This is a genomic window from Martelella sp. NC20, from assembly GCF_013459645.1.
In the GTDB taxonomy this organism is placed as follows: domain Bacteria; phylum Pseudomonadota; class Alphaproteobacteria; order Rhizobiales; family Rhizobiaceae; genus Martelella.
Map to the genome: position 1 here is coordinate 4,905,317 of NZ_CP054861.1, position 15,913 is coordinate 4,921,229.

At 63.7% G+C, this 15,913-nt stretch carries 14 protein-coding genes; 12 read left to right on the plus strand and 2 right to left on the minus strand.

Features of this window, described 5'->3' with window-relative positions; translation table 11 throughout:
* Positions 1-45: 45 nt before the first annotated feature.
* The 8 genes from pgeF (at position 46) to HQ843_RS23525 (ending at position 8,558) form a co-directional block, all read left to right on the plus strand.
* The gene (pgeF, locus tag HQ843_RS23490; protein ID WP_180900933.1) at positions 46-846 is read left to right on the plus strand and encodes a peptidoglycan editing factor PgeF; all 801 of its coding nucleotides are present in this window, start codon (positions 46-48) and stop codon (positions 844-846) included.
* Positions 847-891: 45 nt separating this feature from the next.
* On the plus strand, positions 892-2,043 hold the full coding sequence (locus tag HQ843_RS23495; protein ID WP_180900932.1) for a M24 family metallopeptidase: 1,152 nt from the start codon (positions 892-894) through the stop codon (positions 2,041-2,043).
* Positions 2,044-2,205: 162 nt separating this feature from the next.
* Complete coding sequence (locus tag HQ843_RS23500; protein ID WP_180900931.1) at positions 2,206-3,063, plus strand: hypothetical protein; 858 nt, start codon at positions 2,206-2,208, stop codon at positions 3,061-3,063.
* A 126-nt stretch (positions 3,064-3,189) separates the two neighbouring features.
* Positions 3,190-4,122 carry a ribose-phosphate pyrophosphokinase gene (locus HQ843_RS23505; RefSeq protein WP_180900930.1) on the plus strand — a complete coding sequence of 311 codons (933 nt, stop codon included), beginning with the start codon at positions 3,190-3,192 and terminating at the stop codon, positions 4,120-4,122.
* A gap of 422 nt (positions 4,123-4,544) precedes the next feature.
* Positions 4,545-6,710, plus strand: a complete 2,166-nt coding sequence (locus HQ843_RS23510) for a sensor domain-containing protein (protein WP_256432934.1) — start codon at positions 4,545-4,547, stop codon at positions 6,708-6,710.
* 47 nt (positions 6,711-6,757) lie between these two features.
* Positions 6,758-7,384: a bifunctional nicotinamidase/pyrazinamidase gene (gene pncA / locus HQ843_RS23515; protein ID WP_180900928.1), complete on the plus strand. Its 627-nt coding sequence runs from the start codon at positions 6,758-6,760 to the stop codon at positions 7,382-7,384.
* A 155-nt stretch (positions 7,385-7,539) separates the two neighbouring features.
* The gene (locus HQ843_RS23520) at positions 7,540-8,244 is read left to right on the plus strand and encodes an AzlC family ABC transporter permease (RefSeq protein ID WP_180900927.1); all 705 of its coding nucleotides are present in this window, start codon (positions 7,540-7,542) and stop codon (positions 8,242-8,244) included.
* Entirely contained in the window at positions 8,241-8,558 is a 318-nt protein-coding gene (locus HQ843_RS23525; RefSeq protein WP_180900926.1) for an AzlD family protein, read from the plus strand. Before HQ843_RS23520 ends, HQ843_RS23525 begins: the two co-directional genes overlap by 4 nt.
* Here the strand turns inward: HQ843_RS23525 and HQ843_RS23530 are convergent.
* The gene (locus HQ843_RS23530) at positions 8,483-10,390 is read right to left on the minus strand and encodes an aminopeptidase P family protein (protein ID WP_180900925.1); all 1,908 of its coding nucleotides are present in this window, start codon (positions 10,388-10,390) and stop codon (positions 8,483-8,485) included. The genes HQ843_RS23525 and HQ843_RS23530 overlap by 76 nt on opposite strands.
* Before the next feature lie 308 nt (positions 10,391-10,698).
* On the opposite strand from HQ843_RS23530, the gene HQ843_RS23535 reads away from it, so the two are divergent.
* Positions 10,699-10,866: a hypothetical protein gene (locus HQ843_RS23535; RefSeq protein ID WP_180900924.1), complete on the plus strand. Its 168-nt coding sequence runs from the start codon at positions 10,699-10,701 to the stop codon at positions 10,864-10,866.
* Between the two features lie 346 nt (positions 10,867-11,212).
* Here HQ843_RS23535 and HQ843_RS23540 read toward each other — a convergent pair whose 3' ends face one another.
* A complete protein-coding gene (locus HQ843_RS23540) occupies positions 11,213-12,859 on the minus strand; it encodes an acyl-CoA dehydrogenase family protein (protein WP_180900923.1) in 1,647 nt (548 codons plus the stop codon).
* Between the two features lie 147 nt (positions 12,860-13,006).
* On the opposite strand from HQ843_RS23540, the gene HQ843_RS23545 reads away from it, so the two are divergent.
* The 3 genes from HQ843_RS23545 to plsY are packed head-to-tail and all read left to right on the plus strand — an operon-like array spanning position 13,007 to position 15,867.
* On the plus strand, positions 13,007-13,948 hold the full coding sequence (locus tag HQ843_RS23545; RefSeq protein WP_180903332.1) for an aspartate carbamoyltransferase catalytic subunit: 942 nt from the start codon (positions 13,007-13,009) through the stop codon (positions 13,946-13,948).
* Positions 13,945-15,234, plus strand: coding sequence for a dihydroorotase (locus HQ843_RS23550; RefSeq protein WP_180900922.1), 1,290 nt, complete (start codon positions 13,945-13,947; stop codon positions 15,232-15,234). The genes HQ843_RS23545 and HQ843_RS23550 overlap by 4 nt, the downstream gene beginning before the upstream one ends.
* 15 nt (positions 15,235-15,249) lie before the next feature.
* A complete protein-coding gene (plsY, locus tag HQ843_RS23555) occupies positions 15,250-15,867 on the plus strand; it encodes a glycerol-3-phosphate 1-O-acyltransferase PlsY (RefSeq protein WP_180900921.1) in 618 nt (205 codons plus the stop codon).
* Positions 15,868-15,913 lie beyond the last annotated feature (46 nt).

The following is a 15,913-nucleotide window of genomic DNA, read 5'->3' on the forward strand; positions in this document are numbered from 1 at the left end:
CCGCGCCCGCCCCACCATTTGCAAAACGAAACCTGGAAACATGCAATGCCGGACACCGCCACCCGTGATGCGCTCTCGCCGATGCAAAGCCCGCTGCTTGAGGAAAGGCTTGCGGGCACGGATATCCGCCACGGCTTCTTCACCCGCCGGGGCGGCGTTTCCACAGGGCTTTACGACAGCCTCAATTGCGGGATCGGCTCCGACGACCGCCCGGAGGCTGTCGCGGAAAACCGGGCCCGGGTCGCGGGATGGTTCGACGCGGATGCGGATCAGTTGGTGACGCTTTACCAATGCCATTCCGCCGATGCGATCGCGGTTTCCGGCCCACAGGTAGGCGAACGTCCGCATGCCGACGGCATGGCGAGCGCAACGCCCGGCATCGTGCTCGGCGTGTTGACAGCCGATTGCGGGCCGCTGCTGTTCGCGGATCCGGAAAACGAGATCATCGCCGCGGCCCATGCCGGCTGGCGCGGCGCGTTCGGCGGCATCATCGAGGCGACCATCGAGAAAATGGTGGCGCTCGGCGCGCGCCGGCGCGCGATCATCGCAGCGCTCGGACCGACGATCGGGCCCGAGAATTATGAGGTCGGGCCCGAATTCGTCGAGCGTTTCACCAGCGCCGCCCCGGCCTTGCGCGCCCTGTTCCGACCCTCGCCGTCAGACGGCCATGCATGGTTCGACCTGCCCGGCTTTATCGGCCTCAGGCTTGACCGGGCGGGGATCGAGCACGACATCATCCGGCATTGCACCTATCAGGACGAAAAAGGTTTTTATTCCTATCGTCGCGGCACCCATCAGGGTGAAAAGGATTATGGCCGTCAGATCTCGGCCATTTCCATTCTTTGAGCATTTCACATATCAATGCGTGTCCGCACGCTTGGGGAGACTGACATGGCGCTTGCTTTTGAACCTGAAGAATATGCCGAGCGATTGTCGCGGCTCAAAGCCGCGATGGCCGAAAAGAAACTGGATGCCGTGCTGCTGTTCGCGCAGGAGAGCATGTACTGGCTGACCGGCTACGATACGTTCGGCTTCGTGTTTTTCCAATGCCTCGTCGTAACCGCCGACGGACGCACGGCGCTTCTGACGCGCTCGGCCGATGTGCGCCAGGCCCGCCAGACCTCCAACATTTCCGAGATCCGCATCTGGGTCGATCGCGGCCAGACCGACCCGAGCCGCGACCTGAAGGACATGCTCGCCGACATGGACCTGCTTGGTTGCCGGATCGGCGTCGAATACGACACCCATGGCATGACCGGCCGTTCGGCCCATTTCCTCGACGGCCAGCTCAGTTCCTTCGGCCAGCTTCAGGACGCCTCATACCTCGTCAGCAATCTCAGGCTGATCAAATCGCCGGCGGAAATCGCCTGCATCGAAAAGGCCGCCACGCTCTGCGACGACGCCTTCGATGCCGCCCTGCCGCTGATCAGGCCGGGCGCCGACGAGGCCGAGATTCTCGCCACCATGCAGGGCGCGGTGCTGTCCGGCGGCGGCGATTACCCCGCCAACAATTTCATCGTCGGCTCCGGCGAAAGCGCGCTTCTTTGCCGCGCGAAATCCGGCCGCCGCAAGCTCGACGCAAACGACCAGCTGACGCTCGAATGGGCGGGCGTCTGGTCGCATTATCACGCCGCCGCCATGCGCACGGTGGTCATCGGCGAACCAACGGAGCGCCACCAGTCGCTGTTGCGCGCGGCAACCGCGACGCTTTCGGCGATCGAGGAAATCTTAAGGCCGGGCTACACGTTCGGCGAGATTTTCGACAAGCATGCCGAGGTCATGGACGCGCGCGGGCTGTCGCGCCACCGCCTGAACGCCTGCGGCTATTCGCTGGGCGCCCGGTTTGCGCCGTCATGGATGGAGCACCAGATGTTCCACACCGGCAACCCGCACCCGATCCTGCCGTCGATGTCGCTGTTCGTGCATATCATCATCATGGATTCCGACAGCGGCACCGCGATGACGCTCGGGCGCACCTACCTGACCGGCGAAGACGAGCCCCGCCCGCTGTCGCGGCTCGGCCTCGACCTTTACGCAAAATAAAGGATGATCGCGTCGCGCGTTTGACATTGCCCCGCGCGCTCCGGACAATCGCAGGCGTATTTCCCGGCTTTTCCGAAATCCGGAAATGCTCGATCTGTTTTTTGGCGTCCGGGCCGGCTTCCGCCTTTCCTGGACGCCTCCGGCGTTTTCAGGAAAGGGCATATGATGCGCGCGGCAAGCATTCTACTCGTGGCCTGCCTGCTTGCCGCCTGTTCGACAGCCGACGTGCTGACGGTGGACGCAACGCCGCCCGAGACCGTCGGCCCCGCCGTCACTGCGCCTGCCCAGTATAACCCGCCCGCTGTTGCCGCCGCGCCGGCGGAAAACGTGGCCCGCCAGAGCCTCGCGCCGCCATCGGGCAACCCGCAGCCGACCTACGCCGCCGCGCCGCAACCGGGATATCCGGCCACAGCCTCGAGCACGCCGCGCTATGATGCAACGCCGGGCGTCGGCCGCGCGCCCAGCACGTTCGGCGCCCAGGCGGCAAGCCTTACGCCGGCCCAGCCCGCCGATACGCCGCCGCCGCAACAAGCCGTCGCAGCGCCCGCGCCTCAGGCCGTCGCTCCGGCTCCCGCGGCGCAGGTTGCACAGCCCACCGCGACCGCAGCCGCCCCGGCATCCGCCCCGCCGCGCGCCTCGATCGCCGCCGCCGACACGCTCCGCTTCCTGCCGATCATCGGCGCACCGGCCGACAGGCTGCAGCCGCTCTCCGCCCGCCTTGGCGAAAGCGCGCGCGCTGCCGGACTTTCGATTGTCGCGATGGATGACGCTACAGCCGACCTCAGCCTGAAGGGGTACTTCTCCGCAGTCGATCAGGAGGGCGTGGTCTCGGTGATCTATGTCTGGGACGTGATCGGCGCCGATGGCGTTCGCCTGCACCGCATCCAGGACCGGCAGGCCGCCGAGACCGGCGGCTTTACCGGCGCAGACCCCTGGGCCGGCGTCAGTCCCGAAATGATGGCGACGATCGGCCAGAAGTCGATCGGCTCGCTTCTGGCATGGCTCGACACGCAGGGCTGAGTGGACGCCCCTGCTCCGGCCGTGTCATAAAAAATCCGGAAAAGCCAAACGACATGTTGACTGCGGACTTGCTTTCGCGTTGATCCGCGTTAAAAGGCGACAGTCAGATTGAACGGGCGAGATGATATGAAAGTTTTCGCAGGCAACTCCAACCGACAACTTGCCGAAGCGATTTGCAATTATCTCAATGTGCCCCTGGGCAAGGCCAGCGTTAGACGCTTCGCCGATCAGGAAATCTTCGTTGAAATTCAGGAAAACGTCCGCGGCGAGGATGTTTTCGTCGTGCAGTCGACCTCGTTTCCGACGAATGACCACCTGATGGAACTGCTGATCATGATCGATGCGTTCCGCCGCTCCTCCGCGCGCCGCATCACCGCCGTCCTTCCCTATTTCGGTTATGCCCGCCAGGACCGCAAGCCCGGCCCGCGCACCCCGATCTCGGCCAAGCTGGTTGCCAACCTGATCACCCAGGCCGGCGCCAACAGGGTGTTGACGCTTGATCTCCATGCCGGCCAGATCCAGGGCTTTTTCGATATTCCGACCGACAATCTCTATGCCCTGCCGATCCTCGCGCGCGATATCAAGGCGCGGCGCAATCTCGATAATGTCATGGTCGTCTCGCCCGATGTCGGCGGCGTTGTGCGCGCCCGCGCGCTCGCCAAGCGGCTCGACTGTCTGCTCGCCATCGTCGACAAGCGCCGGGAGCGCCCCGGCGAATCGGAAGTGATGAACATCATCGGCGAGGTCGAGGGCAAGGAATGCATCCTGATCGACGACATCATCGATTCCGGCGGCACGCTGGTCAACGCCGCAAGCGCGCTGCTCGCCAACGGCGCCCTGTCGGTGACAGCCTATATCACCCACGGCGTGCTGTCCGGCACCGCCGTCGACCGGATCACCGCCTCGAGCCTAGAGGAACTGGTGATCACCGATTCGATCCAGCCGCGCGGCGAGATGGTCGCCTCCTCCAAGCTGCGCGTGATTTCGACAGCGGCGCTCATCGGCGAGGCGATCAACCGCACCAGCCACGAATCATCGGTCTCGAGCCTGTTCGATTAGAGCGTCGGGCGAAAAACTGGGCACCGGTTTTTCGTTAACCCGACGCGCCAAAATAGAGAATCCGGAACATCGGGCGGTGCCGACTGATCGCCCGGCATTCCAAGACGATCCGTTTTTTTCGGAAACGCCTTCCCGATACCAAAAAAAGTCATACGATCGAGTTGTTCGATCGCTCGGACTTATGTCTTGTGACCGGAATCATTCGGCTGTGGATGCCGATGGCCATATTATCGCACACGCTCGCAAGCCTCGCCATTTATCAATTTTAAATTAGTTTCGCCTCATACTGCCCTTCCGTTCAGGTTGTTCTCACCAAAGCGATTTAGATAGACTAGGTAGTTGCGCAGGAGGCTGTCATATATTCCGCATGCAGACAACGGACGTGCGTTCGCAGCTTCGCTCACCTGGCATTGCTCGCTATTGTGTTATTTGCCTCCCCCCTCCATGCCAGACCCCGCCCTTTTGAGTTTCCGCCGGCCATCGATGAGAGCCCGATGGCAATGTTCGTCCTCGACCCCTCGACCGGCGAGTTTCTAGCCTCAAACCAGGCTGCCCAGGCGCTCTACGGCTGGTCGCGGGAAGAATTCCAGACGCTTTCCGTTTCCGACCTGAACCAGATCCAGCAATCGAAGATGGCCGACGATCTGGACCAGGCGGTGCAACTGCGGAAGAACTATTTCCGGTTCGAGCAACGTTTGAAGGATGGCGAAATCCGCCAGGTAAGCATGTTCAGCTGGCCGGTGACCCAGGAGGGCGAAACGGCGCTGATGTCGGTGGTCCTGGAGAGCCGGGACGTTGGCCAGACCTACACCGTCGTCAATTTCAACCGGCTGAATTTTGCATTCGTGTCGGTGCTGTGCATTCTCCTGGCAACGGTCCTGCTGCTGGTCTTCATCACATTCCGACGTCGGCGCCTGGTCCGCGAGCTTGCCCGCCAGCACCTGCTGCTGCGCGTGATGATGGATGCCATACCCGACCAGATCTATTTCAGGCGTCCCGACCGCCAGATCGTGGCCTGCAATCAGGCAGCGGCGGAATTCGTTGGCATGCCGGTGGAAATGATTGTCGGCAAGAGCGACAGGGAACTGTTCGGGCAGAGCGAGGACAGCCTGTTGCGTCAGCAGGTCTTCGGAGCCATCGACGCGCGCGAGAACCATGTTGCCCAGGGGGAGGTCACAAGTCCGACGGGCAAGAAATACACTCTTGAAATGTTTCGCACACCCGTGATCGACCCCCGCGGCGAGCCGCTCGGCGCCGTCAGCATCTGGCGCGACATCACCGATCGGCGCCGCAATGAGGAGCGGATCGAAGCACTCGCCTTCTACGATCCGCTGACCAAGCTTGCCAATCGCGCCAGGGCGCAGGAGGTGATGCTGAACTTTCTCGCCTCCCACAGGCTTTCCAACCAGCACATGGCGCTTGCCATCTTCGACCTGGACAATTTTGCCGCCGTAAACTCGATCTTCGGCCACAATATCGGCGATGCGCTTTTGCGCGCGACAGGGCGGCGGCTGAGCAACAACATCGAGCCCGGCAGCTTCACCGCACGGCTGTCGAGCGACGAGTTTCTGGTGCTGCTGACGGATCTGGGCACAGACCGGACAACGGCCCTGGAGGCGGCGCAGGAACGGATCGACAGGCTGCATGAGAAGCTCTCGCAGAAGGCCTTCGTCAACAGCCACCACATTACGCCCAGCACCTGCGTCGGGGCCGTACTCGTCGGCCCCGAGGCCGAAAGCGCCAATGACGAGTTGCGCCGCGCCGACCTTGCCATGCACAACGCCAAGGCGAAGGGGCGCGGCAGCATAAGCTGGTTCCACGACGACATGGTCGACCAGCTGGTATCGCGGTTCGACCTGGAAACCGCTCTGGAGCGGGCATTGCAGAGCAACGGGTTCAGGATCTATCTGCAGCCGATCATCAACCGTGACACCTCCGGCCGTCATTTCGAGGCGCTGTTGCGGCTCGACCATCCCGAGCGCGGCATCATAAGTCCCGGCGATTTCATCGATGTCGCCGAGAGCACCGGCCTGATCGTGCCGATCGGCGCGTGGGTTCTAGAAGAGGCCTGCAAGCTGCTTGCCGAATATCCCGATCTGCATTTGTCGGTCAACGTCTCGGTGCAGCAGTTTCTTCAGGAGGATTTCGTCGATCAGTTGAACGCGCTGTTGAAGCACTACGACTTCGCGCCCAACCATCTCACGCTGGAGATGACCGAAAGCCTGATGATCGCCAACTTCGAACTCACGCTTTCGCAACTGCTGACCATCCGCGACCTGAAGGTCCGCTTGTCGATCGACGATTTCGGGACCGGCTATTCCGCGCTTCTCTACCTCAAGCAACTGCCGCTTGACGAATTGAAGATCGACCAATCCTTCATCTCCGGCGTACCGCACGACAGCAATGACACGTCGCTGGTCGAACTGATCATCACCACGGCGCATCACCTCGGCCTCGTAATCGTGGCGGAAGGGGTGGAAACCCAGGAGCAGGAGGAATGGCTGCGCAGATATGGCTGTGAAAGCCTGCAGGGCTTTCTTTTCAGCCGGCCGCAACCGGTCGAACACTATCTGCCGTCTTCCCATTGACCACCTGTCCGTGGCAGATTGGAGAAAGTGTTTTGAGGAGGTGAGAGATGAAAGCGCTGCTGCTGGTGGATATCCAGAACGGCTTCTGCCCGGGCGGCAATCTTGCCGTGGCCGATGGCGATGCCGTGGTGCCGGTCGCCAACCGGCTGATCGAAAACGGCGGCTACGGACTGATTGTCGCCTCGCAGGACTGGCACCCGCCGGGCCACGGTTCGTTTGCCTCCGCCCATCCCGGCAAACAGCCGTTCGACATCGGCGAACTTTCGGGAAAACCGCAGGTGATGTGGCCCGATCACTGCGTCCAGAACACGCCCGACGCAGACTTTCACCCCGACCTGAATGTCGCCGCGATCGACCATGTCCAACGCAAGGGCGAGAACCCCGAGGTCGACTCCTATTCGGCCTTTCGTGACAATGATCGTAATGCGGTGACCGGGCTCGATGCCTATCTGCGGCACAAATCGGTCGGAACGCTCGATATTCTGGGGCTGGCGACGGATTACTGCGTCAGGTTTTCCGCGCTCGATGCCGTCGCCATGCTGCCGGGCGTGACGGTCCGCCTGATCGAGGACGGCTGCCGCGGCATCGATCCCGAAGGCGTCAGGAGCGCGATCGGCGAGATGCGCGACGCCGGCGTCGAGATCATCGACAGCGATACCGCCATTTCAGGTTGAGCATTTGTCAATCGATCCATCAACGGATCTGATTTGTGTTCCGGGCGGCAACCGGCTTATCCATGGCGGAAACACTTCTTTCCACGCCCGCAACCACACGTACCGCCCCATGACCGCTTCATATTCTCCGCTCCCGACGACGGGAGGCTCGCATCTTGGCTGACACACGCGAATTCCGGAGCGGGCTGCGCTCCGGCCTGGTGCCGGCGCTATCGGCGGCGCCCTTCGGCGTCCTGTTCGGCGCCGTCGCCGTGGCGCAGGGGCAAAGCGTGGCCGAGGCCGCGCTGATGAGCCTGACAATGTTTGCCGGCGCGAGCCAGCTCGTGGGCGTCGAGCTCTTCGGGCAGCATGTCGCGGCCTGGATCATCGTGGCTTCGATCCTCGCGGTCAATTTTCGGCACGTACTCTATTCGGCGGCCGTGACGCCGATCTTCTCGCGTTTTTCAAGAGCCGAGCGCCTTACCTCGTTCTTCTTCCTCACCGATCCGCAATTCGCCGAGACGCTGAAGCGGGAGGATGCAGGCACGCCGGTGACCTTCGCCTGGTATATCGGCGTCGCGCTCTGTTTCTATTCGATATGGAACGCCATGACGCTGCTCGGGGCGACGCTGGGCGGCTTCATCACCAATCCGGAGGCCCTCGGGCTCGACGTGCTGCTCCCGATCTATTTTCTGAGCATCGTCATCGGCTTCCGGCATCGCGCCAACTATCTGCCGGTGGTGGCCGTCAGCGCCATCGGTTCGGTGCTCGCCTTCATCACCATCGGCTCGCCCTGGCATGTCAGCGTCGGGGCTTTTGCGGGTATTCTGCTGGCCGCGGCCCTTCCGCCGCAGCCCGCCGGGAAGGCGGAAAAGCCGTGAGCAATTTCACCGACGATCATATCACGCTTGTCATCCTGGCCGCCGCCCTCGTCACCTATCTGACGCGGATCGCGGGCTATCTCCTGCTGTCGGTGGTCTCGCGCATCCCGCCGCGCGTCGAGGCGGCGCTCAACGCCATTCCGGCGGCGGTGCTGACGACGCTGGTCGCGCCCGCCTTCTATGCCGGAGGGTGGGACACGAAACTCGCCATGGCCGCAGCCCTGCTGCTCGGGCTGCGCTATGCCTCGCCGCTGCCGATGATCGCCGCCGGCTGGTCGGTGGTGATGGTCGCGCGCACCTTCGTCATCGCCTGAGAGCCGAGCGGCCTTGTCGCCTGCTCCAGCCAGCGCCGCTCGCCATCGCTTGCGACCAGGGGGGCGAGTTTTTCGCGAACCTCGCCGTGATAGCCATCGAGCCACGCTATCTCCTCGGGGCTCAGAAGTGCCGGAAGGATCAGCCGGAGGTCGATCGGGCACCAGGTCAGCGTCTCGAAGCCGAGCATCGGAATTTCGCCGCCCTCGATGGGTTCGGCCTCCTTCACCAGAACCAGGTTCTCGATCCGGATTCCGAAGGCGCCCGGGCGATAATAGCCGGGCTCGTTGGACAGGATCATGCCCGGCTTCAGCTCGGCCGAGCCCAGCCGCGATATCCGCTGCGGCCCCTCATGAACCGAAAGATAGGAACCGACGCCGTGACCAGTCCCGTGGGCATAATCGACGCCGGCCTGCCAGAGCGCCGTCCGGGCGAGCGGGTCGAGATCCATGCCGCGCGTGCCCGCCGGAAAGCGCGCACGCGAAATCGCGATCATGCCTTTCAGCACCAGCGTGAAGAACTTCTTCCGCGCGTCATCGACATCGCCGATCGCCAGCGTTCGGGTGATGTCGGTGGTGCCGTTCTGATACTGCGCGCCGGAATCGACGAGATACATCTCGCCGGATTGCAGCATGCGGCTGGTCTCAGTCGTGACGCGGTAGTGGATGATCGCGGCATTCGGGCCTGCGCCCGAGATCGTATCGAAGGAAATGTCGCGAAGCGGGTTCTGCATCCGCATTCCGGTCTCCGCGCGCGCCGTTTCCAGCGCCGTCGCCGCATCGATCTCGCTGACGGTGCCCGGCGCCTGGCCGTCAAGCCATGCCAGAAACGACACCATGGCGGCGCCGTCCTGCATATGGGCGGCGCGCGTTCCCGCCTGCTCCGCCGGGTTCTTGATCGCACGGGTGGGCGGAACCGGATCGGGCGCGTTCCGCCATTTGCCGCCGGCCGCCTCCACGATCCGCACAACCGCATAGGGCACCGCCGCGCGATCGATGAGAAGGGTTTCGCCCGCCTGCGCGATCGCTGAAAGCGCGTCGGAAATGGCGTCCGGCGGCAAAAGCGAGGCGAGCGGCCTCAGATGAGCCGCCGCTTCCCCGGCCACCTTCCCGGGCGTCAGGAACAGCAGAGCCGATCCATCCGCCTTCACGATCGCGCGCGACAGCGGCGCGGGCGTATGGGCCACGTCATTGCCGCGGATGTTGAACAGCCATGCAACCGAGGTCGAATCGGCGATCAGCGCCGCATCCGCGTTCTTCTCCCGCAGCATCGCGGCAACGGCCGCAACCTTTTGCCCGGCCGTTTGTCCGGCAAGGTCGCTGTTCTGGACCGTGACCGGGGCGGAAGGCGCGGCCGGGCGATCGGTCCAGATGCCGTCCACCGGGTTTTCGGAAAGCAGCACCAGTTCGCCGTCGATACCGGCCAGCGCCGATTGCAGCTTCTCGACTTCCGCCGGCGTATGCAGCCACGGATCGATGCCGAGTTTCAGCCGCTTCGGCTTGTGTTCACCAAGCCATGCCGGCGGCGGGCAGTTGACCAGATCGCCGGCGGTGATCAGATCGGCGTCGGTCTGGGCGGCAAGCTGCGTGGTGTAGCGGCCATCGACGAACACCACCGCCTGGCGTTCCATCACCAGCGCGATCCCGGCCGAGCCGGTAAACCCGGTCAGCCAGGCGAGCCGTTCGGCCGATGCCGGCACATATTCGCCCTGATATTCATCGGTGCGCGGCACCAGAAAGGCGTTGATGCCCAGAGCGGGAAACAGCGCACGAAGAGCGGCGATGCGCGGAGAAGCCTGTTCGGGGCGGGAGGAAACGTCGAAGGTCTGAAACATGAATAAATACCACCGGATCATTGTCGGCGCGACGATAGCCGATCCCGTCCCGGATCGGAATCGTTTTCCGCCGTTTTCTGGCGACCGCCCGGCTCTATCGCCATGAAGCGCGAAAGGCAAAGCATGCAGGAGACGCATGGCTCCCATGACCCTGCCTATCTGCCTCAACGCCGGGCATGTCCTTATATTGGGCACAGTTGATCGATGAAGGCCTCGCGCCGGACCGGAAGACGGTTTGACAGCAGCCGGGGCCGATTGGATCGGCGGCAGACACCGCATCTCGATCATCAAGACAGGGAGTTACCAGAATGGGCTTTTTCCGCACCGCCTACAAGAACCTCACCGATGCCCGCCAGCGTCAGGCAGACCGCTTCGTCGCCGACGCCCTGCTGCGCCTCGACGACGCATCGCTCAACGCAATGGGCAAGTCCCGCGCCGACCTCAAGGGCAAGCGCGGCGGCTCCTCGACGTTCTAAGCAGCCGCAGCGTTCGGCAAGAAAGATCACGCCTGCTTGAGCTTGCTCGCGGGTGATCCGTACCAAAAAGGCCGCGCCTTCGGGCGTGGCCTTTAGTTTATTGACAAACCCGCCTGCCTATCCCGTGTCATCCTCGGGCTTGACCCGAGGATCCAGGTCGGACTGCGCGGTCTCAAAAACACCATTATGATCAATGGCTTGCGTAGCATGGATGCTCGGGTCAAGCCCGAGCATGACACCTGTGGGTAGGATCAGATAGGATCAAAAACTCTGAAATCGCAGCTTGGTCAGCACCTTGGCCGCGCCTTCGGGCGTGGCCTTTTGTTCTCCTGATCAGACGGCCCCGTCAGTCGACTTCGGGAAACAGCAATTCGACGATATAGCTCGGGTCGAAGCGGGTATCGAGCATGCCATAGGTGGAGCGCCAGCCGGCTGCGAGGCGGGTTTCGAGGAAGGCATCTGCAATCCGTCCGGCACCGAGCCGGTAGAGTTCCGCGGCACCGGCGGCGAGCGCCAGTTGCTCGATGAATATCCGGGCGGCGCTCTCGTCGCTCTTGCACAGCGCCATCGCCGCGCGCAGCAATTCCACGATCTTGCCGCCCGAGGCGCCGAGATCGCGGGCGATGATCTGGAAGACGGCTTCAAACAGCTCGCCGCCATGTTCCACGACACGGCGAAGATCGAGCGCCATCAGATTGCCGGCGCCGTCGTGCATCGCAAGGCCGGGCGCGTCGCGATAGTGACGGGTGATCGGCCGGTCCTCGATGAAACCGTTGGCGCCCATCGTCTCCATCGCCTCGGCCACCACGGCGGGCGCGATCTTGGTGGTCCAGTATTTGGCGACCGGGGTCATCACCCGGGCGTAAGCCGCTTCCTCGGCGCTGTCGCGGGCGCGGTCGAAGCTTTCGGCAAGCCGGAACGAAAGCGCGCCGGCGGCAGCGACATCGAGCGCCAGATCGGCGAGCACGCGCATCATCAGCGGCTGGACCACGAGCGCGCGGCCGGCGACCTTCCGCCCCCGCGCCGCATGCGCCGCCTCGGCGACGGCGGCGCGCATCAGCCCGGAGGCGATCACGGCGCTGTCGAGCCGCATCAGCGTCAGCATGTCGAGGATCGTCCTGAGCCCGCCATCGGGCGGCCCGAGCAGGAATCCGAAAGCGTCGGAGAATTCGACCTCGGCGGCCGCATTGGATCTGAGCCCGAGCTTGTCCTTGAGACGCTGATAGCGCAGCGCATTGCCCCGCCCCTCGTCGAGCAGACGCGGCACCAGGAAACATCCGGGCTTGCCCTCGACATCGGCAAGCATGATGAAAGCGTCGCTCATCGGCGCGGAGACGAACCATTTGTGGCCGGAGAGCCGGTAGACGCCTTCGCTGACCCGGTGCGCCTTGGTGACCGGCGCGCGCATGTCGCTGCCGGCCTGCTTTTCGGCAATAGCCAACCCGATGGTGGCGGAGGTCTTCTGGTTCTGGGCGCGGTTGGTCGAATCATATTTGCGCGACAGGATTTTCGGCGCCCATTCGTCGCGCAGTTGCGGGGCGGCTGCGAGTACCGCAAGCGAAGCAGAGGTCGATGACAGCGGCTCCAGATGGCCGCATTCAAGCTGGGCGGAGAGGAACAGCCGGACGGCGCGCAGCTTGTGAGCCTTGGATCTCGAGTCGGCATCGCGCGGCGGCTCCCAAAGCAGGGAATGCAGGCCCGTGGCCATGGAGCGGCGCATCAGCGCATGCCAGGCCGGATGAAACGAAACGGTATCGAGCCGCTCACCCGCCGGTCCGTGCGTCTTCAGCTGCGGCAGGCTGGTATTGGCCATCTGCGCCAGTTCCTGCGCCTCCGGCGAGGTGACGTAGCGCCCGATCGCGTCGAACTCCTCGCGCAACGGTCGGCCCAGCGCGCGCGTCAGATCACCCAGCAGCGGGTCCGACTGGAAGGCGTTCAGGTTGCTCCAGGGCCTGGGCTGGTTCAGAGTCTTGTAAATGTCGGCGTCGGCCATCGGCGTGCACTTAGTCCCGTTTTCAGCTTATCCGCAGTTGGCATGCTTCGATATCATCTGTCAAAGCTTGCGGCGAGGCCGGCGAGCCATTATAGACGCCAGAACTTCCCGCGACGGACCGCCCGACCTCATATGGAGGAAAGCTTCATGGTCTTCTTTCCCCACCGACACCTGATCGGCATAAAGGGGCTCTCTCCCATCGATGTCGAAACCCTTCTCGACAAGGCCGAAGAGGCGATCGCCTTCAACCGGTCACGCCAGAAGAAGAACAGCGTGCTGCGCGGCCTAACCCAGATCAACCTGTTCTTCGAGGCCTCGACCCGGACCCAGGCCTCGTTCGAACTGGCCGGCAAAAGGCTCGGCGCGGATGTGATGAACATGTCGGTCGGCAATTCCTCGGTCAAGAAGGGCGAGACGCTGATCGATACGGCGATGACGCTGAACGCCATGCATCCCGATGTTCTGGTGATCCGCCACTCCTCGGCGGGGGCTGCCGAACTCCTGTCCCAGAAGGTCGCCTGCTCGGTGATCAATGCCGGCGACGGCGCGCATGAACATCCGACCCAGGCGCTGCTCGATGCACTGACGATCAGGCAGGCAAAGGGCCGGCTCGACAATATCGTGGTGGCGATCTGCGGCGATATCCTGCATTCGCGCGTCGCCCGCTCCAACATCATCCTGCTCAACACGATGGGCGCCCGGGTGCGGGTCGTGGGTCCGGCGACGCTGCTGCCCGCCGGCATCCGCGACATGAGCGTCGAGGTCTGCGACACGATGGAGGAAGGGCTGAAGGACGCCGATGTGGTGATGATGCTCCGTCTCCAGCGCGAGCGCATGTCCGGCTCCTTCGTGCCTTCGGTGCGCGAATATTTCCATTTCTGGGGGCTCGACCGCGAGAAGCTGAAGGCGGCCAAGGACGATGCGCTGGTGATGCATCCCGGCCCCATGAACCGCGGCGTCGAAATCGCCTCCGAGGTCGCCGACGGCCCGCAGAGCGTGATCGAGCGGCAGGTGGAAATGGGGGTCGCCGTGCGCATGGCTGTGATGGAGACGCTGATGCTTTCGGAAAACGGAGGGCCGCGCGCATGAAGCCGCTCGTTCTCAAAAACGCCCGCATCATCGATCCGTCCCGCAACCTCGATGAAACCGGCACGATCATCGTCGAGAACGGCCGGATCGTCGCCGCCGGAGCCGATGCCCGCAACCAGGGAACGCCGGACGACGCCGAGATCGTCGACTGCAACGGCCTTGTCGCAACCCCCGGCCTCGTCGACGCCCATGTGTTCGTCGGCGAGCCCGGCGCGGAGCATACCGAAACCATCCAGTCGGCCGGGCGCGCGGCGGCGGCCGGCGGCATCACCTCGTTCGTGATGATGCCGGACACCCAGCCGCCGATCGATGACGTGGCGCTGCTCGAATTCGTACTGAAGACCGCGCGCGACAAGGCCGTCGTCAACGTCTATCCCGCCGCCGCCCTCACCAAGGGCCTCAGGGGCGACGAGATGACCGAGATCGGCATGCTGAAGGCGCAAGGCGCGGTCGCCTTCGCCAATGGCCGCTATTCGCTTTCCGACAACCGGGTGGTCAGACGCGCGATGACCTACGCCCGCTCGTTCGACGCGGTGGTGGCGCTGGAGCCGCGCGACCGCTACCTCTCCGAGACCGGCGTGATGAACGAGGGCCTGTTCGCAAGCTGGCTCGGCCTTTCCGGCACGCCGCGCGAGGCGGAAGTGATCCCGCTCGAGCGCGATCTGCGTCTGGCAACCCTCACCGGGGCCCGCTACCATGCCGCGCTGATTTCGGTTCCCGAATCGGTCGAGGCCATCGGCGTGGCGCGCAACCGCGGCGCCTCGGTTTCCAGCGGCATTTCGATCAATCACCTGACGCTGAACGAAAACGACATCGGCGAATACCGCACCTTCTTCAAGCTGTCGCCGCCGCTCCGGCAGGAAGAGGACCGGCAGAAGATGGTCGAGGCGCTGAAGGACGGGCTGATCGACATCATCGTCTCCTCGCACGACCCGCAGGATGTCGACACCAAGCGTCTGCCGTTTTCGGATGCGGAAGACGGCGCGATCGGCCTGGAGACCATGCTCGCCGCCGCCCTTCGCCTCCACCATAGCGGCGACGTGCCGCTGATGCGGCTGATCGATGCGATGTCGACCCGGCCGGCGAAACTGTTCGATCTCGATGCCGGCTCGCTTCGGCCCGGCGCAAAGGCCGATATCACCCTGATCGACCTCGACGAACCATGGGTGGTGAAGCCCGACCGGCTGGTTTCACGCTCGAAAAACACGACATTCGAAAATGCCCGCTTTTCCGGCCGGGCCGTCAGGACATATGTTGGCGGCATCAAGGTCTATCAGGCGGACTGACCGGAAGGGGGCAAAGTGCCGGCACTATTCTCATTCGATCTGACAGCGACACAAGCCGCGATCGCGCTTGCCGGCGGCTACCTTCTAGGCTCGATCCCGTTCGGTTTCCTGATCACGAAGGCGGCGGGCCTCGGCGATATCCGGAGCATCGGCTCCGGCAATATCGGCGCCACCAACGTGCTGCGCACCGGCAAACGGCATCTGGCAGCCCTCACCCTCGTTCTCGATGCCCTGAAGGCGACCTTTGCGGTGATCCTCGCCACCACGCTTTACGGCAGCGATGCGGGACTTCTGGCAGGGGCCGCGGCCTTCATCGGCCACCTGTTTCCCGTCTGGCTCGGCTTCAAGGGCGGCAAGGGGGTCGCGACCTATATCGGTGTGCTGCTCGGGGTCGCGCCGGCGGCGGTGCTGATCTTCGCCTTCGTCTGGCTGCTGATCGCGCGACTTTCGCGCTATTCCTCGCTTTCCGCGCTGATCGCGACGCTTGCCATACCGGTTGCCCTGTGGATAATGGGCCTACCGCAGGTTTCACTCGTCATGGCGATTTTGACGATGATCTCATGGTGGCGACACAAGACCAATATCGAGCGCCTGATTTCGGGCACCGAAAGCAGGATCGGAGACAAGGGGTGACACCAGGGGAGGATTTCCGAAGCGGGGCCGTCGGGTTCCAAAACAC